Raw genomic sequence first — 21,508 nt, 5'->3', positions numbered from 1 at the left:
CACAGGTTTCCTGTCAATGCCTTACGCTGACCTCATGGTCGGCACCAAGGCACCCCCGTCCCTCCTCTACATGGTCAAGCAGGTCGAGCTCGTTGTCCGCTCACGCCTCGACGAGCTGGTGAAGCCGGCCGGGATCACGGCCCTGCAGTACACGTCCCTCACCGTCCTGGAGCGGCACGACGGCCTCTCCGCGGCCCAGCTCGCCCGCGACTCGTTCGTCACCGCCCAGTCCATCGCGGATCTCGTACGAAGTCTCGAGAACCGTGGACTCGTCCGCCGGGAGCGCAATCCGCGCAACCGGCGCGAGCTGCTGATCCTGCTCACCGACGAAGGGCGCGAGCTGCTCGCCCACTACACGGAGCCGATGCGTGACCTGGAGGAACGCATGATCCGCGACCTCACCGCGCACCAGGCCGACCAGTTCCGGCAGGCGCTGTCCAAGGCGTGGCAAGCGCTGTCGTAGAGGGCCTGCGCGGAACTCCGGACGGATTGCCGGAGAAATCGAAGACATATGTCAATCGAACATGCTGAAATTCACTCTGACGGGGGTAACTTGCAGGGCGGGGACGGGTTTTGCCCTCACACAGTCCGGTTGGAGGCGATGCCGTCGTGTCGAGCGACCCCACACCGCCCGGGACCGGGTTCCTCCGCGTCCACGCGCACCGCGGCCGTACCGTGCTCGAACTGCGCGGCGAGATCGACATCGCGGCGGCCGTGGAGATCATTCCGCACCTCGACGCGGCGACGGGCCGCCCCGGCGCCCGGATCGTGATCGACCTGAGGCATGTCGAGTTCTTCGACTGCTCCGGCCTGCGGCTGCTCTACCGCGCCCGGCAGCGGGTGCTCGACCGCGACGGCGAGCTGCGCCTCGTCTGCACCCATCCGCTCACCCTGCGCGTCCTCAAGGTCACAGGCCTGGCCCGGCTGCTGCCGCCCGCCCCCTCGCTGGACGCGGCCCTGGCACAGCCCGAGGCCACTTCCGGCACATTATGACCCCGACTGTTCGCCCTATTCGCTCGACGGCGCGTCGAACAGGGCACTGACGGACTCACCGTTGTGGATACGGCGCACGGCCTCGGCGAGTGCGGGGGCGATGGAGAGGACCCTGAGCTTCTCGGTGCGCTCCTGGGCGGGGACGGGCACGGTGTTGGTGCAGACGATCTCCAGTACGTCCGGCTGCTCGCTCAGCCGCTTCAGGGCGCCCGCCGCGAACAGCCCGTGGGTGCACGCCACCCGGATCGAGCGCGGCCCCAACTCCCGCAGCCGCTCCAGGAGTTCCAGGACGGTGCTGCCCTTGGCGATCTCGTCGTCGAGGACGATGACATCCCGTCCGGCGACCTCGCCGATCACCGAGCTGATGCTCACCCGGTCGTCCGCGAACCGCTGCTTGGCGCCCGCGGCGACCTGGGCGCCGATCATCCGCGCGAACGCCGCCGCCTCCTTGGCGTTGCCGAGGGCCGGCGACACGACCGTCGTGCGCGTCAGGTCGTACTGGCGGAAGTGCGCGGCCAGTTCGCGCAGCGCGTGCAGATGGTCGACCGGCACCGAGAAGAAGCCGTGCACCTGCGGTGAGTGCAGCGTCATCGCGAGGACCCGGCCGGCGCCCGCCGACACCATCAGGTCGGCGACGAGCCGGCCGCCGATGGAGATGCGCGGCGCGTCCTTCTTGTCGGAGCGGGCGTACGCGTAGTGCGGCATGACCACGGTGATCCGGCCCGCGGAGGCGCCGCGCGCCGCGTCACACATCAGCAGCAGCTCGACGAGGTGCTCCTGCACGGGCGCGACCAGCGGCTGGATCAGGAACACGTCCCGTTGCCGGCAGTTGGCCTGGAGCTGCACCTCCAGACAGTCGTTGGCGAACCGGCTCACCCGGGACGGGCTCAGCGGCACGCCGAGGTGCGCACAGACCTCGTCCGCGAGCTCGGGATGGGCGCTGCCGGTGAAAACGGCGATGTCACGCACGGTCGGCTCCTCGTATGAACATGATCATTACGGGCTGCGCGGCTCATGCTACTGGCCGCTCGGCATACGCCTATTCGGTACGGCGGCCCGGACGGGCGGCACCCCGGGTCTACGGCGAACTGCGGACAATCCCCAACTCCGCGTTCCCCCAGAGTCTTTGAGGGCATTTGTTGAAATAGGAAGGAGGACCGTCGACATGACGACGTCCATCAAGCGCGCGCGTCTTCCCGGCTGGGCCAAGCTGCTCACCGCCGTGGTCATCCTCATCGTGGTACTGCTGGCCGCGCTGCGGCTGCTGGTCTTCGGGGGGCTGGACGACGTGTTCGGCACCGAGGAGCACGACCGCTCGGGGCCCACACTCCTGAAGTCCATCCAGGACATGAGCCGTTACGACGCCGCCTCGGGCAACTTCCAGGTGGTCGTCGACCTGGAGAAGGACGCCAAGTACCTGCCGGACGCGATCCGCGGCACCCGCACGCTGTACGTCGGCGCGGGCACCGTCGACGCCTATGTCGACCTCGGCAAGGTCGGCGAGAACGACGTGAAGGTCAACGACGACCGTACGTCGGCCACCATCAACCTCCCGCACGCCCAGCTGGGCAAGCCGGCCCTGGACACCGAGCACTCCTACGCCGTCTCCAAGGAGCGCGGGCTCCTCGACCGCCTCGGTGATCTGTTCTCGGACAACCCCAACGGCGAACAGGCCGTGCAGCGCCTCGCCGTCAAGCACATCGGCGACGCCGCGAAGGACAGCAAGCTCACGGACCGCGCCGAGGCCAACACCACCGACATGCTCGAAGGGCTGCTGAAATCCCTCGGCTTCAAGGAGGTGAAAGTGACGTACGGGTCCTGACTGGTGGGTAACCACCTGGATACACAGGGAAGTTGAAACTGGGAGGGTTGCATGGCCCGTACCACGTCACGTTCCCGCACCACGTCACGTTCCCGTTCCACCTCACGTTCCCGTTCCACGACCTCCGGCCACCGTTCCCCGGCGGCCCCGCGCGATCGACGGCCGCTCGCGTGGCCCCTGCGGCTGCTGGCGATGGCGCTGGCCTTCGTGGCCATGGTGGCGTTCGGCGCGGTGCTGGCGGGGCTCACCCTCCAGCCGTCCCCGGCGTCGGAGGCGCTCACCCACAGCAACCTCCGCCCCGGCAGCTCCCTGGAGCTCTACTGGCACCATCCCGACCCGCGCGACGCGATCAAACAGATCGGCGGGAACATCCTGCTGGGGGTGCCCTTCGGAATCCTGCTGCCCGTGCTGGCGCCCGGGGCGCGCGGCCTGCTGCGCGTGCCCGCCCTGACCGCGTTGATGATGCTGCTCGTCGAGCTGGTGCAGGGCGCGGTCGTCACCGGACGCGCCTTCGACATCGACGACGTCATCCTCAACACCGCGGGTGCCCTGCTGGGCTATCTGCTGCTGGGCCGACGGCTCGGGCGGGCGGTGCACGCCCGGGTCCCGCGCGAGCCGGACGCCGCACCGGCCCAGCGGAAGGCGCCGACTCGGCGGAAGACACCCGCCCAGCAGAAGGCGCCGCGCGGCGGCTGGATGCGGCGCCTGCGCAAAATCCGCCGCAAGGGCGCCGGCAAGGGCGCTAGTGCAGCTTCCAAGTGAGCTTGTCGCCGCCCACCCAGCGCACCTGGTCCGGGTCGTCGAGGTCGTGGACGACGATCCCGTACGCCGCCGCGGCCCGCAGCACGTCCGTCATCGTCTTCGCCTCGCCGACCACCTGGCCGTCGATCTCCACGATCCGGAACGGCGGCGTACCCGGCTGCACCCCGAGCACCATGACCCGGGGGTGGGAAATGTAGGGGCTCGCGCTTTCGGTCATATCTAGAGCGTAGAGCGGTTCGGGCGGCCGGTGACCGGGCGAGGTCCGGGTGGGTGAGTCCGGGCGGGTGAGTCCAGCCGGCCCCATCGCCATGGGCGGCCCCACGATCCGTACGGCCGTGGGGGCGCCCCTGTGCGTACGGCCGGGGCGCAATGGTCGTACGGCCGCCGTGCGGGTACCCGGGGGCTGGGCGACGCTGGAAGCGGGAGGCTGGAGGTGCCATGGATCCCGTCGAGGCCCTGGACCGGATCGCTTTTCTGCTGGAGCGGGACCGGGCCCCCACCTATCGCGTACGCGCGTTCCGTACGGCCGCCGCCGTGCTCGGCGCGCTGCCGACGGACGAGGTGGCCCAGCGGGCCACCGCCGGCTCGCTGGAGTCGCTGAAGGGGGTCGGGCCGACGACCGCGCAGGTGGTGCGCGAGGCGCTGGCCGGGGAGATACCGGGCTATCTGCGGAAGCTGGAACAGGGAGCCGAGGCACCGCTCACGGGCGGTGGCGAGCGGCTGATGGAGCTGATCAGGGGCGACTGCCATGTGCACTCCGACTGGTCGGACGGCGGCAGCCCGATCGAGGAGATGGGCCGCACCGCCGCGCGCCTCGGCCACGAGTGGACGGCGCTCACCGACCACTCGCCCCGGCTGACCGTCGCCCGCGGACTGTCCCCGGAGCGGCTGCGGGAGCAGCTCGACGTGGTCGCCGCGCTCAACGAGACGTGGGCGCCGTTCCGGCTGCTCACCGGGATCGAGTGCGACATCCTCGACGACGGGTCGCTGGACCAGGAGCCGGAGCTGCTGGACCGGCTGGATGTCGTGGTGGTGTCCGTGCACTCCAAGCTGCGGATGGACGCTCGCGCGATGACCCGCCGTATGGTCGCCGCCGTTCGCGACCCGCACTCCGATGTGCTGGGGCACTGCACGGGACGGCTGGTGACCGGGCGGGGGCGGCCCGAGTCGGAGTTCGACGCGGACGCGGTGTTCGCGGCGTGCGCGGAGACGGGGACGGCCGTGGAGATCAACTCCCGTCCGGAGCGACTCGATCCGCCTCGGCGGTTGTTGCGGCGGGCCGTGGAGGCGGGGGCGTTGTTCTCGATCGACACGGACGCGCATGCGCCGGGGCAGCTGACGTGGCAGGTCCATGGGTGTGCTCGGGCGGAGGAGTCCGGGGTGCCGGCGGAGCGGGTGGTGACGACATGGGGGGTGGACGAGCTGTTGGGGTGGGCTCGGGATCGGGAGATTCCGGCGGGGGTGGTGAGCGCCTGAGAGCTCGGGGGGTTCGGTGATGAGCGGCGGGTGCGGGTCCGTCGTGGCGTGTCGCGCCCACGCGGCGCAGCCGCATATGCGATCCGGTCCCGCGCCCCTCCGGGGCGCGAAAGTCGGAGTTTCCAGGAAGGTGCGCCATGGGCAGGGCTGCTGTTTTCGATGTCGACGGGACTCTTGTCGACACCAACCATTTGCATGTGGTCGCTTGGTGGGAGGCGTTTCGCCAGGGTGGGCATCAGGTGGCCATGCATGACATTCATCGGGCGGTGGGGCTGGCGTCCGGCGATCTGATCACGCATCTGCTGGGTGACGAGCGGGATCCCGCGGAGAAGGACGCGCTCAGTGCGGCGCACAAGGCGCTGTACGGGACGTATTTCGACCGGCTGCCCGCGTTGCCGGACGCGGGGCGGCTGTTGCGGCGGCTCGACGGGCAGGGCTGGAGGGTGGTGCTGGCGACCTCCGCGGGTGGGGCGGAGCTGGCCGCGTTGCGGCGGGCGATCGGGGCCGATGACGCCATCATGGCGACGGCGAGCGCGGATGACGTGGCCGAGGGGAAGCCCGCGCCGGATCCGGTCGAGCAGGCCCTGGAGCTGGCGGAGGCGCCGGCCGAGCGGTCCGTGTTCGTCGGGGACACGGTCTGGGACATGCGGGCCGGCGCCCGGGCGGGGGTCCGCTGTGTGGCGGTGCTGTGCGGTGGCATTCCGCGGCCCGAACTGGAGGCGGCCGGCGCGGAGGCGGTGTTCCGGAATCCGGCCCATCTGCTGTCCGCTCTGGAGGAGAGCCCGCTGGGCCGGGAGGAATGACCTGGTGACAGCAGCTGTGGGCGACCCAGGGCGACGTGACGCACATCACCGGCAATGTCCGGATGCGGAAGGAACACCCCGCTGGTATTTTCCCGTTGAACCAGCCGTGGGTGCGGATGGGACAGTGTCCCCGGGCCTCACCTTTTGCCCACAGGGACGATCGTTCGGCTGAAGCCCTGTGGAGCCTTTCGCCGAGAGGCGACCGCCATCCGCGTCCACCCACAGACCGCCCCGACCGTGATTCCCCCGTCCCGGTCGGGGCTTCTCTTTTGCGTCTCTTTTCAGACCACGTTTACTTCTCTTTTCGGACCACGTTGTCAGACCACCCTGACGCAGCTCGGATATCGAGGTCCCGCGGCCCGTACAGCGCGGTCGGCGCGCCCGTCATCAGGGCCCAGTAGCGGTCGCCGTACGACCAGTGCCACCACTCCGTGGGGTAGTTGACCAGTCCGGCCTCGGTGAGCGCCGCGCCGAGCGCCTCCCGGTGGGCACGGGCCTCGGCGGTGATGTCGCCGGCCCCCGTGTAGCAGGCGCCGGCGCTCTCCTCGGGGCTGGCGTTGACCGGCGTACCGAAGTCGAGTTCGCGCCCGTCGGCGTCGACGAGGGTCAGGTCCACGGCCGCGCCGGCGGAGTGCGGGGCTATCTCGGGCGGGGAGACGTAGCGACTGGCGGCTGCGCGGATGCGGTCGGCGGGCCAGTCGGGGTGGAGGGCGCGCTGCTCGGCCGCGTACTCGTCGAAGTACCGGCGCTGCAGGGACGGCGGCCGGTATCCCTCGACGAACAGCAGGCGCAGTCCGTCCGGCAGCAGGGCCTGGGCCTTGACCAGCCGGTCGAGCACGCCCGCGCGCAGATGGGCGTAGGAGCCCGTGGTGTCGGCCTTGCGCTCGTCGACCAGCAGGGAGCCGTCCCGGCGCACGTCGACGAGCGGCTCGTCGGAGTCCTGGACGGATACGGCCGCCACCCTCGGGTCGGACATCAGGATGATCTCGGTCATGAGCTGATCATCTCGTGGGGTCGGCCGGTCTCCGCGGGAATCGGCCAAGCCGGTGGTCCTGGGCGAACCGTGGCCGGCCTCGGGTGGGCGCGTCCGGTGGTGGCTGCGTGTATCCGCCGGGCTCGGGTACTCGTGGGCGGCCCTGCGGGAATCGAAGCGCGCGAGAGGAGTCAGCGGTGAACGGAGAATCCGGCGGCATGATCGTGGTCACTGGCGCCACCGGCAATGTGGGGACGAGTCTGGTGCGGCTGCTCGCGGAGGACGCGGAGGTCGGCCGGATCCGGGGACTGGCCCGTCGGGTGCCCGATTGGGCGCCCGCGAAGACGGACTGGTCGGCCGTGGACCTGGGAACCGAGGAGGCCGATCTGGCCAAGGAGTTCGAAGGGGCGGACGCGGTCGTCCATCTCGCCTGGGCGTTCCAGCCGACGCATGATCCGGCCGTGACCTGGCGGACCAATGTGCTGGGCAGCATGCGTGTCTTCGAGGCGGTGGCGGCGGCGAAGGTCCCGACGCTGGTGCACGCCTCGTCGGTCGGCGCCTACTCACCGGGGCCGAAGGATCACGCGGTCGACGAGTCGTGGCCCACGCACGGGTGGCCGGATGCCGCGTACTGCCGGGAGAAGGCGTATCTGGAACGTGCGCTGGACTCCTTCGAGTACGAGCACCCCGGGGTCCGGGTGGTGCGGATGCGGCCGGCGTTCCTGTTCAAGCGGGAGTCGGCGAGCGAGCAGCGCCGTATCTTCGGCGGCCGCTTCCTGCCGGGGCCGCTGGCCCGGCCCGAGCTGCTGCCGTTCCTGCCCGACATCCCCGGGCTGAAGGCGCAGGCACTGCACACGGACGACGCCGCCCAGGCGTACCGGCTGGCGCTGCACACCGACGTCCACGGCGCCTTCAACCTCGCGGCCGAGCCGCCCGTGGACGCCGCCCTCCTCAGCGAGGTGCTGGGGTCCCGTGCGGTGAAGCTGCCCCGGGTCGCGGCCCGCTCGGCGGTCGCCGCCGCCTGGAACCTGCGGCTGCTGCCTGCCTCCCCGCACCTCTTCGACGCCGTACTGCGGCTGCCGCTGATGGACTGCACGAAGGCCCGCGCCGAGCTGGGCTGGCGGCCCGAGCGCACGGCGGTGGAGGTGCTGGAGGAGTTCCTGGAGGGGATGCGGCACGGGGCCGGTGCGCAGACGGAGCCGCTTCGGGGGCGGAAGGTCGGCTGAGGGGTGAACGGCGCCTCCCCGGGTCCCACCGGGGAGGCGCCGAGTCTCAGGGGCGACCGTCAGAGACCTCGGAGAGGCCTTCGGAGCCCTCGGGGTCAGCCGGACGGCTCGTCGGGTACGGGCTGCTCGGGGTTGGCGGCGGCCGACTGGGGTGCGCCCCGCCTGCCGGTCCCTGCCTCGTCCGTGTCGGGGACCTCGTCCGTGTCGGGGACGTCGGTGGCATCGGCGGCCGGTTCGTCGTCGTCCGCGTTCGCCTTGTCGGTGGCGCGCGTCGGCGCCGCCTCCCACGGGTCCTCGCCCGCCCCCGCCTGCTGGTCGGGCAGGTCCCTCGGTACGGGGTCGCCGTGCTCGCCGGGACCCTCCGGTCGGTGATCGGTCACGGCGTGCTCCCTCCTGTTGCGCACCGGGCGCGGGTACCTCGGCCCGATCGACTCAAACCAGGTGTTCCGCACGCCGTGCGTGTCACGTCAGGAAAGCTCGCCCAGCTCGTCCAGGGCCGCAGTCAGTTGCGGCGCCACCGCCTCCCGCCGCCACGCGACGTGCCCGTCGTCCAGGGCGCGCGGCACCACCTCGACCAGCATGATCAGATAGAGGTAGCTGCGGTAGAGGGCATAGCGACGACGGACCGAAGGGGTGAACTCGACTCGCCCGCCCTCTTCTTGATAACCCGTCAGGAAGTCGGCGTCCTGTCGGATGTCGCCCAGCAGCGCCAGCGAGACGAAGTCCGCGAGCGGGTCGCCCCAGAACATGCGCTCGCCGTCGATCAGGCCGCCGACCCGTGGAGACTCCCCGCGCTCGACGAGGATGTTGCCCGGCCACAGGTCGAAGTGGACCAGGCGGGGCACGGTCACCTCGTCGAGGGCGTCGTAGGCGGACTTCGCCGTACGGGCCACCTCGTCCACCGGCACGGGCAGCCAGGCCCCGAAGCGGCGGGCGTCGTCGAGTACACCGTCGTAGAGGGCGGTGAAAGCGGTGCGCCAGTCGGCGGTGAGGGGGCCGAAGGCGCCGGACGGATAGCCGAAGCCGGGGCCGGTCACCCGGTGGAGCCGGGCCACCAGGCCACCCAACTCCCGGCGCAGCACGGCCTCTTCGGCGGGCTCCAGCCCGTCCCACCCGCCGCCCGGGCAGTACGTGAGCAGGAGATGGCGACCCGCGGGCGCGGAATCGTCGAGGGCTGCCCCGGCCACGCGTGGCGCGGGTACGTCGACGGTCGCGGCGGCCCGGCAGTACTCGGCCTCGGCGCCGAGGAGTTCGCTCTCGTATGCCAGGCGGGTAGTGGTGGACGGCGGGGGGATCTTGAGGACGAGCCGGGTGCCGTCGGTGAGGCGTAGTTCCTCGACGGTGTTGTACGTGCCGCCGCCGAGCGGCAGCCGCTCGGCGAGGCTCTCGGGCGGCAGCCCCGCCGCGGCGAGGACGCGTCGCGCCCGCTCCCGGTCGTCCATTCCGGTCCCCCTCGTCCCGTGCGGTCGTGTGGGCCCACTCTGTCAGGTGGGCCCGTCCTGTGCCGGGCCGACGTCATGGGCCCACGCCGGGTCGAAGTAATCCATTGGCCCCCTCCCAAAGCACCGAGTACCTTAGGTGAAAACCTAGTGGGCCTAGGTTGCTGGTTCCGAGGCCGCAGGTTTCCACCCATCCCCACACCGGAGGACCCCCATGAAGTCGCTCACCGAGCAGGACATCCGCAACTCGTTCATCAACTGCTCCAAGGGAGAGGCGAAGCGGATCTCCCTACCGCGCGATCTGGAGCGACGGCCCTGGGAGGATCTGGACTTCCTCGGGTGGCGGGATCCGGGGGCACCCGACCGGAGTTTCCTCGTCACCGAGCGGGCGGGTCGGCTGGTCGGTGTCACCCTGCGTTTCCCCTCCGTGCGGCGGGGGTCTCCGCATCGGAGCATGTGCTCGTTGTGTCTGACGACGCACCGGGGGGACGGGGTCTCGCTGATGACGGCTCGGAAGGCGGGCGCGGCCGGGCGGGAGGGGAACTCGGTGGGGTTGTACATGTGCGCCGACCTGGCGTGTTCGCTGTATGTGCGGGGCAAGAAGGCGCTCGACCCGGGGAGCCGGTTCGAGGAGAGTCTGACGACCGAGGAGCAGATCGCCCGGACGGTGGGCAATCTGTCCGCGTTCCTGGAGAAGCTGTACGACTGAACCCGCCCGCTGTCGGTTCAGCAGCCGTGCCGCCTCGACGTCGTGGAGGTGGATCAGGATGTCGTGGTTGCGGGCGAGCGCGATGTCGTACCCCGGGTCGGGGTGGACCGTACCGATGCTGCGCGTCGGACGTGCCCGGACCAGCCAGGTCCGGGCGGTCTCGGGCACGGCCCGCAGGTCGACGAAGTAGTCGTGGTGGGCGCCCTGCATCCTGGGGTACTTGGTGGGCTCGCTCGTCCCGTATCCGACGTGGGCGTTGTGCGTGATTGCGGACTGGCGCCATGTCTTGTTCATGATCCAAGGCTTTCGTCCGGCGCGTGCGTCCACCATCCGACGGGCCACCGCTTCCCGGTGGGGTGAACCCCGCGTGGAAGGAGGGACTGTCCCCACCTCCGGTGGAATCCGCCGAGCGGCTAGGGTCCCCGTTCAGGAGTTCGGTACCGCGGCGGATGGGGAACAGCGCAAGGATGCGAGACGTACGTGGTGTGTGGGCCCTGATCGGCACGCGGGTCGCGAAGTGGCGGCAGGATCCGGTGATCGTGCAGTCGGTGCGGTCGGCGGCGGCCGCCACGGTGGCCTACGTGGTGGCGTTGCAGGTCAGCTCGGAGGCGGCGCCCCTGACGGCTCCGCTGACCGCGCTTCTCGTCGTGCAGGTCACCCTCTACTCCACGCTCACCACCGGCATTCGCCGCGTGAACTCCGTGGTGGCCGGCGTCGTCATCGCGATCGGCTTCAGTGTCCTGGTGGGCCTCACCTGGTGGAGCCTCGCCCTGCTGATCCTCGCCTCGCTCGCGGTGGGCCATCTGGTGCGGGTCAGCGAGTTCGTGCCCGAGGTGGCGATCAGCGCGATGCTGGTGCTCGGCGTGACCAGGGTCGGCGACACGGCGTGGGCGCGGGTCGTGGAGACCCTGATCGGCGCGGTCGTCGGCCTCGCCTTCAACTTCCTGCTCGCTCCCCCGGTATGGGTGGAGGCCGCCGGTGAGTCCATCGAGGACCTGGCCCGGCGGATGCGGCGGCTGATGATCCGCGTCGGCGAGGAGGCCGCGGGTCGCACCCCGGTGGAGGCCGCGGCGGCCCGCCTCGACGAGGCCCGCAAGCTCGACTTCGACATCGTCGAGGTGGACGCGGCCCTCAAGCAGGCCGAGGACAGCCTGAAACTCAATCCGCGTGTACGGGAGGGGCTGCTGCACCGGGTGGTGCTGCGCACCGGCCTGGACACGCTGGAGATCTGCACGGTGGTCCTCCGCGTCCTGGCCCGCACCCTCACCGACCTCGCCCGGGAACGGGAGCCGAGCCCGCTGTTCTCCCCACAGGTGGGAGCGGCCGTCGAACGGCTCCTCGCCGAGATCGGCGACGCCGTGGTCAGCTTCGCGGTGCTGGTCACCACCGACGTCAGCCGTAGCGCCGAGTCCGCGGAGGCCCGGCTCGCCGCGGAGCTGTCCACGGCCACCGCGACCCGCGACAAGCTGGCCCAGCTGCTCCTCGAAGAGGTCCAGCGGGATCCCGGCCAGTGGCAGCTGCACGGTGCCGTGCTGACGGAGGTCAACCGCATGCTCGACGAGCTGGACACCGAGCACCGCTCCCAGCGGCTTCTGGAGGAACTCGACCGCTGCACCCGCGAACAGCGCGAGCGCTCCCCCCGGCTCACGCGCCTCCGCGAGCGCGTACGCATCCCGCGCCCCCTCCGGCGGAACCGGTCCGGCCTCGCCGGACGTACTAAGTGACAAGGCACCACGCGATACCGAGGGGAGCGTACGGAATGGCCGAAGGCGCCGTGCGGATCGACGGGACCACGCTGCGTCTGCCGGGCGGTGTGCAGGTGCGCTTCAAGCGCACCCTGCGCCTTCCGGAGACGGGCACCCACCAACTTCCGCCCGGTCTGGGCGACTTCCCGATCCGCCGGGTCGAGGACTATCCGCACACCGCTCCGGAGGAGATGCGGGCGCGCGGCGGTGTGATGCTCCCCGTGTATCTGCGCGAGGCGATGTGGCTGCACTTCGGCGGTTCCACGGAACCGGCCGCGCTCCAGGTCGGCGTCGGCAAGGTGTGCGCGGTGTCGGGCAAGCCGTGGAGCGGCACGCTCGTCCGTGACCCGCAGAACTACGTGGTACTGCCGCGTCAGCCGTGGCTCGACGGCATCAACTCCGGCAAGGGCACGGTCCGCCAGTTCGTGGCCGTCCCGCTCGGGCTCGGCGCCACGGTCGAGGGCCAGGTCACCGGCGAGGAGGTGTTCGGCGGGGTCCAGCTGCAGACGTTCCCGCTGAACGACAAGCGGCTCGCCGTGTGGCGGGAGGAGGAGCGGCTGCGCGCCCAGCGGGAGCGGAACACCGGCCCGATCGGTGGCTACGGCGGCACGGGCCCGGTGCCGATGCCGCCGCCGGGCGCCGCACCGAGGCCGGCCCCGCCCGGTGGCGCCCCCATGCCCCCTCCGCGGACCGGCGGGCCGCCGCCTCCGGGCGCCGCGTACCCGATGGCGGCACCGGGCGCGGCGCCCGCGCGCAGCGCTCCCGCGGCCCCGCCCCGGGCTCCCGCCGCGAGGGGACTCGGGGTCGGCGGTTCGATGCGTCAGGAGGTCTACCGGGACACGTGGCCGCGTGGCAGCTGGGCCGGGATGCCGGGCGGGCGGATCTTCGTGCATCTCGTCACCCCGCCCGAGTGGCGTCGGATCACCGGGGAGGCCCCGCCGCCGTCGCCCGTGGACCGCGCGGCGTACACCAGGGCGGGCCTTCCCTGGTTCGACTACTACGACGACGACCAGGCCGCCCACGATCTCGACCCGGCCGACGCCCTCGGCACGGTGAAGCCGGTCGGCGACTGGCTCGGCGACGACCTCGACCCGTGGCAGCCGCCCGCTCCCGGCCAGGTCAAACCCCTCGGCGGCGCACCGGGCCGGCCGATCCAGGACGGCGCCTGGTAGAGGAGGCGGCACGGATTCCCGCAGCGGACCTCGGCACCAGGTCCCGTAGCGGGCCTCCGCACGGCATCCGGTGCGGACCTGGGCACGGCATCCGGTCGCCGGCCCGGCACCTCCACCGGTGACAGACCCGGCGGCGGGCGTTGCATGGCGCGCAACGTCCGCCGCCGCGCTTTTGCGCCGAGGCGCTCGCACCCGTCAAGGTGGTGAAGGCCGAGACGACCGACACCCGAGGTGCACGCATGACCAGTGAGGCGGCAGGGGACCGAGGCGGCTGGAGCAGGCGCCGCGTCCTGGGGCTCCTGGCGGGGGCGGCCGTACCGGCCTCCCTGGCCGGTTGCGCGGGCTCCGACGGGACGGCCGGGACCACGCCCTCCTCCCCCGCGCGGAACGCCCCGACGGCTCCGCCGGCGGAGGCGCGGACCGAGGCGGGAGCCACGTCCGAGGCCGCCTCGCCCTCCCCCGCAGCCACCGGCCCCCAGCCGCTCTACCTCGGCACGTACACCTCGGGCGCGGGCGGCGGCACCGGCATCGGCGTGGCGACGTACGACGCCCGCAGTGGCCGTATCGCCGGCAAGGGGACGATCACCGGAGTCGACGACCCGTCGTACCTCGCCGTACACCCGGACGGCCGGACGCTGTACGCCGTGAACGAGCGGGCGGAGGGCGGGGTGACCGCCGTACGGCTGTCCGACCGGAAGGTCCTCGGCAGCCGGAGCAGCGGCGGCGAGGCCCCCGCTCATCTCTCGGTGCACCCGAGCGGGCGGTGGCTGCTGAGCGCGAACTACGGCTCGGGCAGTGTCGCCGTGCACCCTGTGGAGGACTCGGGTGCGCTGGGCGAGCTCACGGATCTGGTGGTGCACAGCAGTCCGGCGCCGGGCCCGGGTCAGGAGGGGCCGCACGCGCACCAGATCGTCACCAGTCCCGACGGCGGTCATGTCCTCGCCGTCGATCTGGGCACCGACACGGTGTACACCTACCGCCTGGACGAGTCCCGGGGCACACTCACCGAGGTCTCCCGGGCGCGGACGCGGTCGGGCGCGGGGCCCCGGCATCTCACCTTCCATCCCGGGGGCCGGTACGCGTATCTCGCCAACGAGGTCGACAACACGGTCGTGGTCTGCGCCTACGACCCCGACAGCGGGCGGCTCACACCGGGCGACCCGCAGTCCACGGGCACGGGCCCGGGCACGAACTACCCGGCGCAGCTGGTCGTGACACCGAACGGCTCGTACGCGTATCTCGCCAACCGGGGTCACGACAGCCTGACGCGCTACGCGGTCGAGGCCGGCGGTGCCCGGCTGAAGCTCCTTGACACCGTGCCGGTCGGCGGGGACTTCCCGCGCCAGATCGCCCTCTCACCGGACGGCCGACTGCTGTTCGCCGCGCTTCAGCGGTCGAGCGCGGTCAGCGTCTTCCAGGTCGATGCCGAGACAGGTGGACTGCGGCGCGCGGGTGAGCCGTTCGCGTCACCCGTCGCCGTCTGTGCGCTGCCGCTGTAGGGCGCGCGGGCAGGAGGCGGCGCTCGCCTGGGAGAGCAGGATGTGCATGCGCTCGGTGAGCTGCGCCATGTCGTCGGCGGGCTTGTGGAACGTCAGGCGTACATCGCCGTTGCCGCGGGTCCGCTCGATGCGCAGGGTGAGGCCGTGCCGGTCGACGGCGAGCGGCTGGACGCGTACGGCGCCGTGCAGGCTGTCGTGCGGGACGAGCCGGGTGAGGCGCTCGACGGCGTCGGGGTGCGCGTCGGCGAGGTGCGTCAGCAACCGGGACTCGGCCGTGGCCAGCGGATCCGGTCGGGCGGCGGCGAACTCGTCGAGGTCGACCACGACCGCGCCGGACGGCTCGCGCAGCACGATGCGGGTGGCCCGGAACTCCAGGTCCCCGTCCTTGGGCACGAACCAGCCGGCGAGCCAGAGCCGGGCCCGGATACGGTTGCGCACGGGGACGGGCGCCACGTCGGCGAACTCCAGCACGGCGGACGGCTCGCCACGCGGTGCGCAGATCGCGGTGGCGAGGAGCCCACTGTCCTCGGGGACGCACACGATCACCCGGCCGTCCTCGGTGACGGAGTGCGCGCCGACGAACTCCTCGCGGCCGCCCTCGGCGGTCACCGCGCAGGACCACGCCGCCGCGAGCATCGAGCGGGCACGCTCCGCCGCGGCGGGCGCGGCCGTCCAGCTGTGACGGTCACCCATCCCAAACCTCCCTTAGGTAAGCCTTGCCTAACCTATCGAAGATCCGGGCGTACGCCAACCGGCAGCCGCCGCTGTATGGAACTTTCTGTTCTCAGCCCTGTTGCGGCGGTCGGTTCGGGTCGACCCCGGTCGGAGTGATCGCCGTATCCACCTGCTGTGCGGCACTGTCCACGGCACCGGCTCGCTCCTGCCGGTCCTCCTCGGCACCCTCGGTGCCGGTTACGGGAACGGCATCCGTCGACGAGGGCGGATGGTCCGCGGAGAAGAACGCGGGATCCCTGGACAGCGCCCGGGTCAGCCACGCCCCGGCCAGCTGGGAGGTGAGAACGGACAGCAGCACGAGGGCGACGAAGAACCGTCCGTTGATGACGCCCGCACCAAAGGTCACCGAGGCCAGGATGATGCCCGGGCCGCCGCGGGCGTTCATCGCCACCGCGAAGTGGGTCGACCACGACCTCGACTTGCCGGCCAGGCGTGCCCCCAGCCACACGCTGCCGAACTTGACCACACAGGCCAGAACGAACAGCCAGCCGAAGAAGACCGGGTCGAGATCGTGGACAAGGTCGAGGCGGAAGCCGACGAGCGCGAAGTAGATCGGGATGAAGAAGGCCAGCGAGAACGCGCGCACGGCCTCCTGTCCCGTTGACGCCGTCTCGTGGCCCGCCATCGCGATGCCCGCCATGAGCGCGCCGAAGATCGGATCGATCCCCAGGACCAGGCAGCCCAGGCACAGGGCGAAGAGGAACATCAGGCGGAACGCCGCCGGGCTGCGCCGCTCCAGCACCCTCAGGGGACCCGTGGCCAACCACCGGAACGCCGTACGGCCTCCAGCGAGACAGACCGCGAAGAACAGCAGCGCCGCGCCCACGTAGTAGGCCACCTCCCAGCCGATCCCGTCACCGGGGAGCAGTGCGGGCAGGCCGTAGGAGGTGTCCGCCCGGATGTGAGCCAACCCCAGGATCACGGCGAGGACGACATAGAGAAGGACGTCCTCGACGACGGCGACCGTGAGCACCATCCGGGCGAAGAGGCTGCCCATGATGCCGAGGTCCATCATGATCCGGGAGATGACCGGGATGCTGGTCACCGCGATAGCCAGGCCCATGACCAGGGAGATGTTCGCCGCGGATCCGTGCGGGCCCGCCAGGCCGCCGGGGTCCACCACCTGGGCGATCGCCAGACCTGCCACGAACGGGATCACCAGGCCTGAGACGGTGGTGAACAGCACGGTCCTGCGCTCCGAACCCAGACTGCCCTGGCGCATCTCCAGCCCGGCCAGGAAGACCATCAGGATCATGCCGAGTTGGTAGACCGCGCCCAGCATATGGGCGGTGGCGCTGGAGGACGGCACCAGCCAGCCGCTCACCGACGGGGCGAGCAGGCCCAGGGCGCTGCCCCCGAGCAGCAGACCACCGACGATCTCGCCGATCACGGGAGGCTGGCTCAACCGTGCGAAGAGATATCCGCCGAGGTGCGCCGCGACGAGAAAGACGGTCAGCACGATCAGAATCCTGGCCATCTCGGCAACCGTTAGGGACATGAGCACGCCTCCGAGTCGTTGAGGACTGACACCTTTCGAGCGCTGGAGACGTGGGGGAAGGACTCCGCCGAGCAATGCCATACGTTTATCGGTTGATTCTTTCGCGTCGGATATACCCGAGCACTTCCCGATTAACCATCAAAATGTCAAGCCTTTCGTCATCCATTTTCCCTCCACGCCAATTCGAACTGATAAACGTGATTACGTCAGTGCGAACCTCCGCCCACAACGCCGACCGAAGTGACGACGCAACCCGCCCTGTGGATCCAAAGCTGAGCACGGACACCGCAGTTGGCGTCCGGATTCCGGCCCCGCACCGCCCAGTCCTTTTCGCCGGGCGCACACCTGCGGCACTATTTCCGGTGACTTTTGGCAGTAGATAATCGATACGCGGACATATACCTCGGTATGAATGCGCCCCGTATCCCTGGCAGGCAGCCACACCGCTGGTATCGCTTTGGCCATTGCGCTCCCCCCTGCCCCTTCCATTACGGCTGGATCCCTTCTTTTGGAGGGATTCGGCAGCGACACGTCCGATCGCGAAGCGACGCGAGCGGCGGCGCGGGCGGGGGCCAGTGCTGGTGGTGACAGCCCTCGGCGGAGGGCTCGGCGCAGCTGCACGGTACGGGGCCGAGCTGCTGTGGCCGACTGCGCCCGGCGCCTTCCCTTGGACGACGCTGGGGATCAACGCGGTCGGGTGCGCGATGTTCGGTGTCTTGATGGTGGTCAGCAGCAAGGTCCGGGTACTGCACCGGCTGGTGCGGCCGTTCATCGGCACCGGCGTGCTGGGCGGCTTCACCACGTTCTCCACCTACGTGGGCGACGTCCGGCGCCTGGTGGGCCAGGGCCAGGCCCCGGTAGGGCTGGCCTTCCTGGTACTGACACTCATGGTGTCCCTGGCGGCGGCATGGAGCGCGTCAGCCATCACGCGTCACCTGATCGCCCGGAGGCCCGCATGACACCCTGCCGACGGCGCGCCGCGGAAGGCGGTCATCATCGGAAGCCCTTGTCGAGGCCGACCGCCCCACAGAGAAGGGGCTATTGACGTGAACTGGTTGCTCGTCGTCGTCGGCGCGATGGTGGGGGCACCGCTGCGGTACCTGATCGGCCGGGCGGTCGAGGCCCGCAACGACACGCTTTTCCCTTGGGGGACGTTCACCGTCAACGTGGCCGGCTGTCTGGTCCTCGGGCTGCTCACCGGCGCCGTGACGTGCGGGGCCGCACCCTCCAGCGTGCGCGTGCTGGTGGGGGCCGGGCTGTGCGGGACACTGACCACCTACTCGGCGTTCTCCTACGAGACCGTGCGACTGGCCGAGATGGGGGCGCGGTTCTACGCCGTGGCCAATGTCCTCGCGAGTGTGACCTCCTCGATCGGGGCCGTCTTCATCGGCGCAGCGCTGGCGGAGGCCATGTGGGCATGAGCGAGGTGACCGAACTCCGGGCGGGCACGCGGCGGTGAAGGCGGAAAACCCACGGCACCAGGCTCAGGGCGCGAGCACTCCGAAAAGCGCCCGCACACACAGCTCCCGGACCTGCTCCCGGGACAACTCCGAACCCCTCAGCCACTCCAGACAGACGGCCGTCGTGAACGACAGCCACCCGCGTACGGCGAGCCGCATCTCCGGCCGCCCGTCGAGCGCCGCCGCGAACTCGGCGTCCGACGCCAGCGCCGCCAGAATCCGCGCCTCCTGCGCCGCCAGCGCGCGCTGATAGACCTTGCGCACGGCCTGGTCGCCGGTGGCGTCGGCGCGGTGGAAGGCCCGGAAGCCGTGGGCGTGTTCCTCGACGTACGCGAGGAACGCGTCGAGCCCGTTGGCGAGCCGCTCGCGCGCCGACCGACCGGGCGCGGGGGTCATCATCCGCAGCATCCGCTCGCTCTCGCGCTCCACGACGGCCGCGAAGAAGTCCCGCTTGTTCGGGAAGTAGTGATAGAGCAGCCCCCGCGAGACGCCGGCGATCTCGGCGACCTGCTCGATCCAGACGTCGTCGTACGAACTCTCCGCGAACAGCCGGGTCCCGACCGCGAGAAGCTGCTCCCGCCGCTCCTCGGTGCTGAGCCGTCGGCGCGGGCCCTGTCCCTGCTTGGCTGCCATGGCGGCACTTTACTTGACGTGGGTTCAACAACTGGATGAGACTGATCCCGCTATTGAACCCGAGTACAACAGCTTCGTACGGCGTGCGCGCAGGGGGGATGTGGTCATGACGGCGACGACCGGGCCCACGGCCGGCAGGGGTTTCCGCAGCGCCGAGCTGGGCTGGCCCGAGCTGCACCGCATACCGCACCCGCCGTACCGGCTGCCCGTCATCGGCGACGCGCTCGGCACGAACATCCGTACGCCGATCCAGGACTCCCTGCGCCTCGGGCGGCGGCTCGGGCCGATCTTCCGGCGGAAGGCGTTCGGCAAGGAGATCGTCCTGGTGGGAGGCGCCGGGCTCGCGGCCGAGCTGGCGGACGAGTCGCGGTTCGCCAAGCATGTGGGCGTGGGGGTCGCCAATCTGCGGCCGGTGGCCGGGGACGGGCTCTTCACGGCGTACAACCACGAGCCCAACTGGCAATTGGCGCACGACGTCCTGGCCCCGGGCTTCAGCCGGGAGGCCATGGCCGGCTACCACCCGATGATGCTCGACGTCGCCGAGCGGCTGATGGACCACTGGGACCGGGCGGGCGCGGCGGGCGACGCCGTGGACGTGCCCGGCGACATGACCAAGCTGACACTGGAGACGATCGCCGGCACCGGCTTCGGCCACGACTTCGGCTCCTTCGAACGCACCCGGCCGCACCCCTTCGTCGCCGCGATGGTCGGCACCCTGACATACGCCCAGCGCCGCAACGTCGTCCCCGACCCGCTGGCCCCGCTGCTGCTGCGGGGTGCCACCCGGCACAACCAGGCGGACATGGCGTATCTGAACGAGACGGTCGACACGGTGGTGCGGGCGCGGCGGTCGTCGGGTGGCGGTGGCGCCGGTGACCTGCTCGACCGCATGCTGGAGACCGCGCACCCGGACACCGGCGAGCGGCTCTCCGCCGAGAACGTCCGGCGCCAGGTCATCACCTTCCTGATAGCCGGGCACGAGACCACTTCGGGCGCCCTCTCCTTCGCCCTGCACCACCTCGCCCGGCGTCCGGACCTGGCCGCGCGCGCCCGCGCCGAGGTGGACCGGGTCTGGGGCGACACCGCGCGGCCCGGCTATGAGCAGGTGGCCAAGCTGCGGTATGTACGCCGGGTGCTGGACGAGACGCTGCGGCTGTGGCCGACGGCGCCCGCGTTCTCACGGGAGGCGCGCGAGGACACCGTGCTGGGCGGGGTCCATCCGATGCGGCGGGGCGCCTGGGCGCTGGTGCTGGCCGCGATGCTGCACCGGGACCCGGAGGTCTGGGGCCCGGACGCCGAGCGGTTCGACCCGGACCGCTTCGACGCGGCAGCCGTGCGCGCCCGGCCCCCGCACACGTTCAAGCCGTTCGGCACGGGGGCGCGGGCCTGCATCGGCCGCCAGTTCGCGCTCCACGAGGCCACGCTGGTACTCGGACTGCTCCTGCGCCGCTACGAGTTGCGGCCGGACCCCGCGTACCGGCTGCGGGTGGCCGAGCGGCTGACACTGATGCCGGACGGGCTGCGGCTGAACGTGGAGAGGCGGGTGGGTGGCGGGGTGGGCACCGCCGTCGCGGCCCCGGAGGTGAACGGCGATCCGACAAGCGCCCCCGAGGCCCCGCAGATGCCGTCGTCGCCGTCACGCTGTCCAGTGACCGGGGCGGGTGACTGACCCCGGCAGGCGCGTCCCCGCGCTGCCGCGTGCCGCGTTGACCTGGGGCTGGGTCAGGAAGAAGGCGCCGGTCAGATCCGCGTCGGTGAGGTCGGTGTCGCGGAGGTCGGCGCCTATCAGATCCGCGCCACGCAGATCGGCACCGGTCAGGTCGGCGGCTATGAGGTAGGCGCCACGGAGGTTGGCCTTTCTGAGGTCGGCCCCCTTGAGGCGCGCGCCCATCAGGTCGGCGCCCCGGCGGTTCTGCTTGCGTCCGGCGCCCGCCCGCATGAGATCACTGACCCGCAACAGCAACTCGTTGACGCCCTGCCGGTGCGCGGAGACGTCCAACTCCCCCAGTTCCTCGGCCGTCTGCCCGGTCAGCCGCTCGGTCTCGTCGAGGGCCCGGCGTAGGTCGGCGTGCACCGGACGGGCGGCCGGCAGGGTCAACGCCTCGGTCAGGTACCAGAGCAGTTCATGGAGTTGGCGTACGACCGGGAACACCTCGAACATCCGCCGGGCGTGCTCGCGGCCGCCCGTACGCCAGTTCTCGCCGGCGAAGGTGACCTGCGAGACCTTCTGTCCGGCGCCGAAGCAGTCGTAGACCGTGCAGCCGTTGAAGCCCTTGTCCCTGAGCCGGGTGTGGATACCGCACCGGAAGTCGTCGCCGAGGTTCCCGCACGCCCGGCCCGCGGCCTTGTCGACGGCGAAGTCCGCCGAGGCGGTGAAGGGCAGGGCCACACAGCACAGGCCGAAGCAACTGGCGCAGTCCGCGCGCAGATCATGCAGGTCGAGGGCGTCACCGGATCTTTGTTCCATACGGTTCACCCTAACGAGAACTCACCGACGAGTTTTCGGGTGCGGAGGAGTCTCTAATACAACGGAAAACAAGGTTCGCTACGACTGAGGTGGACA

General features: G+C 71.0%; 23 protein-coding genes. 14 read left to right on the top strand and 9 right to left on the bottom strand.

Features of this window, described 5'->3' with window-relative positions; translation table 11 throughout:
• The first annotated feature begins 34 nt into the window (after positions 1-34).
• Both JIX55_RS44230 and JIX55_RS44225 read left to right on the top strand, forming a co-directional pair.
• Positions 35-463, top strand: a complete 429-nt coding sequence (locus JIX55_RS44230; protein ID WP_257568842.1) for a MarR family winged helix-turn-helix transcriptional regulator — start codon at positions 35-37, stop codon at positions 461-463.
• 146 nt (positions 464-609) lie between these two features.
• Positions 610-993, top strand: a complete 384-nt coding sequence (locus tag JIX55_RS44225) for an anti-sigma factor antagonist (protein ID WP_257568841.1) — start codon at positions 610-612, stop codon at positions 991-993.
• Positions 994-1,008: 15 nt separating this feature from the next.
• On the opposite strand, the gene JIX55_RS44220 is transcribed toward JIX55_RS44225, so the two are convergent.
• Positions 1,009-1,962 carry a ribose-phosphate diphosphokinase gene (locus JIX55_RS44220; RefSeq protein ID WP_257568840.1) on the bottom strand — a complete coding sequence of 318 codons (954 nt, stop codon included), beginning with the start codon at positions 1,960-1,962 and terminating at the stop codon, positions 1,009-1,011.
• Between the two features lie 196 nt (positions 1,963-2,158).
• Between JIX55_RS44220 and JIX55_RS44215 the strand changes: the two genes are divergently transcribed.
• Complete coding sequence (locus JIX55_RS44215; RefSeq protein ID WP_257568839.1) at positions 2,159-2,815, top strand: DUF4230 domain-containing protein; 657 nt, start codon at positions 2,159-2,161, stop codon at positions 2,813-2,815.
• Positions 2,816-2,866: 51 nt separating this feature from the next.
• Positions 2,867-3,577: a VanZ family protein gene (locus tag JIX55_RS44210; protein ID WP_257568838.1), complete on the top strand. Its 711-nt coding sequence runs from the start codon at positions 2,867-2,869 to the stop codon at positions 3,575-3,577.
• On the opposite strand, the gene JIX55_RS44205 is transcribed toward JIX55_RS44210, so the two are convergent.
• The gene (locus JIX55_RS44205) at positions 3,558-3,794 is read right to left on the bottom strand and encodes a hypothetical protein (RefSeq protein ID WP_257537168.1); all 237 of its coding nucleotides are present in this window, start codon (positions 3,792-3,794) and stop codon (positions 3,558-3,560) included. The two genes, JIX55_RS44210 and JIX55_RS44205, sit on opposite strands and share 20 nt — an antisense overlap.
• A gap of 221 nt (positions 3,795-4,015) precedes the next feature.
• On the opposite strand from JIX55_RS44205, the gene JIX55_RS44200 reads away from it, so the two are divergent.
• Together JIX55_RS44200 and JIX55_RS44195 are read left to right on the top strand one after the other, a co-directional pair.
• The gene (locus JIX55_RS44200) at positions 4,016-5,053 is read left to right on the top strand and encodes a PHP domain-containing protein (RefSeq protein ID WP_257568837.1); all 1,038 of its coding nucleotides are present in this window, start codon (positions 4,016-4,018) and stop codon (positions 5,051-5,053) included.
• 137 nt (positions 5,054-5,190) lie between these two features.
• Positions 5,191-5,856, top strand: a complete 666-nt coding sequence (locus JIX55_RS44195) for an HAD family hydrolase (RefSeq protein ID WP_257568836.1) — start codon at positions 5,191-5,193, stop codon at positions 5,854-5,856.
• Positions 5,857-6,148: 292 nt separating this feature from the next.
• Here the strand turns inward: JIX55_RS44195 and JIX55_RS44190 are convergent, their stop codons facing one another.
• Positions 6,149-6,850: a M15 family metallopeptidase gene (locus JIX55_RS44190; protein ID WP_257568835.1), complete on the bottom strand. Its 702-nt coding sequence runs from the start codon at positions 6,848-6,850 to the stop codon at positions 6,149-6,151.
• A 197-nt stretch (positions 6,851-7,047) separates the two neighbouring features.
• Between JIX55_RS44190 and JIX55_RS44185 the strand changes: the two genes are divergently transcribed.
• Positions 7,048-8,055 (top strand): SDR family oxidoreductase, encoded by a 1,008-nt coding sequence (locus JIX55_RS44185; protein ID WP_443046761.1) that lies wholly within the window; start codon positions 7,048-7,050, stop codon positions 8,053-8,055.
• 95 nt (positions 8,056-8,150) lie between these two features.
• Here the strand turns inward: JIX55_RS44185 and JIX55_RS44180 are convergent, their stop codons facing one another.
• Both JIX55_RS44180 and JIX55_RS44175 read right to left on the bottom strand, forming a co-directional pair.
• A complete protein-coding gene (locus tag JIX55_RS44180) occupies positions 8,151-8,435 on the bottom strand; it encodes a hypothetical protein (protein WP_257568832.1) in 285 nt (94 codons plus the stop codon).
• Positions 8,436-8,522: 87 nt separating this feature from the next.
• Complete coding sequence (locus JIX55_RS44175; protein WP_257568831.1) at positions 8,523-9,497, bottom strand: phosphotransferase family protein; 975 nt, start codon at positions 9,495-9,497, stop codon at positions 8,523-8,525.
• Between the two features lie 211 nt (positions 9,498-9,708).
• Here JIX55_RS44175 and JIX55_RS44170 point away from each other — a divergent pair, with 211 nt between their 5' ends.
• The 4 genes from JIX55_RS44170 to JIX55_RS44155 all read left to right on the top strand — a co-directional run bounded on the left by JIX55_RS44170 (position 9,709) and on the right by JIX55_RS44155 (position 14,619).
• Positions 9,709-10,203 carry an FBP domain-containing protein gene (locus JIX55_RS44170; RefSeq protein WP_257568830.1) on the top strand — a complete coding sequence of 165 codons (495 nt, stop codon included), beginning with the start codon at positions 9,709-9,711 and terminating at the stop codon, positions 10,201-10,203.
• A gap of 467 nt (positions 10,204-10,670) precedes the next feature.
• Entirely contained in the window at positions 10,671-11,927 is a 1,257-nt protein-coding gene (locus JIX55_RS44165) for an aromatic acid exporter family protein (RefSeq protein WP_257568829.1), read from the top strand.
• A 35-nt stretch (positions 11,928-11,962) separates the two neighbouring features.
• Positions 11,963-13,120, top strand: a complete 1,158-nt coding sequence (locus JIX55_RS44160; protein ID WP_257568828.1) for a hypothetical protein — start codon at positions 11,963-11,965, stop codon at positions 13,118-13,120.
• A gap of 239 nt (positions 13,121-13,359) precedes the next feature.
• Positions 13,360-14,619: a lactonase family protein gene (locus JIX55_RS44155; protein WP_257568827.1), complete on the top strand. Its 1,260-nt coding sequence runs from the start codon at positions 13,360-13,362 to the stop codon at positions 14,617-14,619.
• Here the strand turns inward: JIX55_RS44155 and JIX55_RS44150 are convergent.
• Together JIX55_RS44150 and JIX55_RS44145 are read right to left on the bottom strand one after the other, a co-directional pair.
• Positions 14,587-15,312 (bottom strand): DUF2470 domain-containing protein, encoded by a 726-nt coding sequence (locus JIX55_RS44150; protein WP_257568826.1) that lies wholly within the window; start codon positions 15,310-15,312, stop codon positions 14,587-14,589. The two genes, JIX55_RS44155 and JIX55_RS44150, sit on opposite strands and share 33 nt — an antisense overlap.
• 91 nt (positions 15,313-15,403) lie before the next feature.
• On the bottom strand, positions 15,404-16,831 hold the full coding sequence (locus JIX55_RS44145) for a cation:proton antiporter (RefSeq protein ID WP_257568825.1): 1,428 nt from the start codon (positions 16,829-16,831) through the stop codon (positions 15,404-15,406).
• 515 nt (positions 16,832-17,346) lie between these two features.
• On the opposite strand from JIX55_RS44145, the gene JIX55_RS44140 reads away from it, so the two are divergent.
• On the top strand, positions 17,347-17,811 hold the full coding sequence (locus JIX55_RS44140) for a fluoride efflux transporter FluC (RefSeq protein WP_443046759.1): 465 nt from the start codon (positions 17,347-17,349) through the stop codon (positions 17,809-17,811).
• 87 nt (positions 17,812-17,898) lie between these two features.
• Positions 17,899-18,273 (top strand): fluoride efflux transporter CrcB, encoded by a 375-nt coding sequence (crcB, locus tag JIX55_RS44135; RefSeq protein WP_257568824.1) that lies wholly within the window; start codon positions 17,899-17,901, stop codon positions 18,271-18,273.
• A 63-nt stretch (positions 18,274-18,336) separates the two neighbouring features.
• On the opposite strand, the gene JIX55_RS44130 is transcribed toward crcB, so the two are convergent.
• Positions 18,337-18,945 carry a TetR/AcrR family transcriptional regulator gene (locus tag JIX55_RS44130; RefSeq protein WP_257568823.1) on the bottom strand — a complete coding sequence of 203 codons (609 nt, stop codon included), beginning with the start codon at positions 18,943-18,945 and terminating at the stop codon, positions 18,337-18,339.
• 106 nt (positions 18,946-19,051) lie between these two features.
• Here JIX55_RS44130 and JIX55_RS44125 point away from each other — a divergent pair, with 106 nt between their 5' ends.
• The gene (locus JIX55_RS44125) at positions 19,052-20,614 is read left to right on the top strand and encodes a cytochrome P450 (RefSeq protein WP_257568822.1); all 1,563 of its coding nucleotides are present in this window, start codon (positions 19,052-19,054) and stop codon (positions 20,612-20,614) included.
• Here the strand turns inward: JIX55_RS44125 and JIX55_RS44120 are convergent.
• Entirely contained in the window at positions 20,582-21,412 is an 831-nt protein-coding gene (locus JIX55_RS44120; protein ID WP_257568821.1) for a pentapeptide repeat-containing protein, read from the bottom strand. The genes JIX55_RS44125 and JIX55_RS44120 overlap by 33 nt on opposite strands.
• Positions 21,413-21,508 lie beyond the last annotated feature (96 nt).

It is taken from the genome of Streptomyces sp. DSM 40750 (assembly GCF_024612035.1).
In the GTDB taxonomy this organism is placed as follows: Bacteria; Actinomycetota; Actinomycetes; order Streptomycetales; family Streptomycetaceae; genus Streptomyces.
Note: the sequence above shows the minus strand (reverse complement) of the source record. Positions and strands in the feature narration are given on the sequence as shown.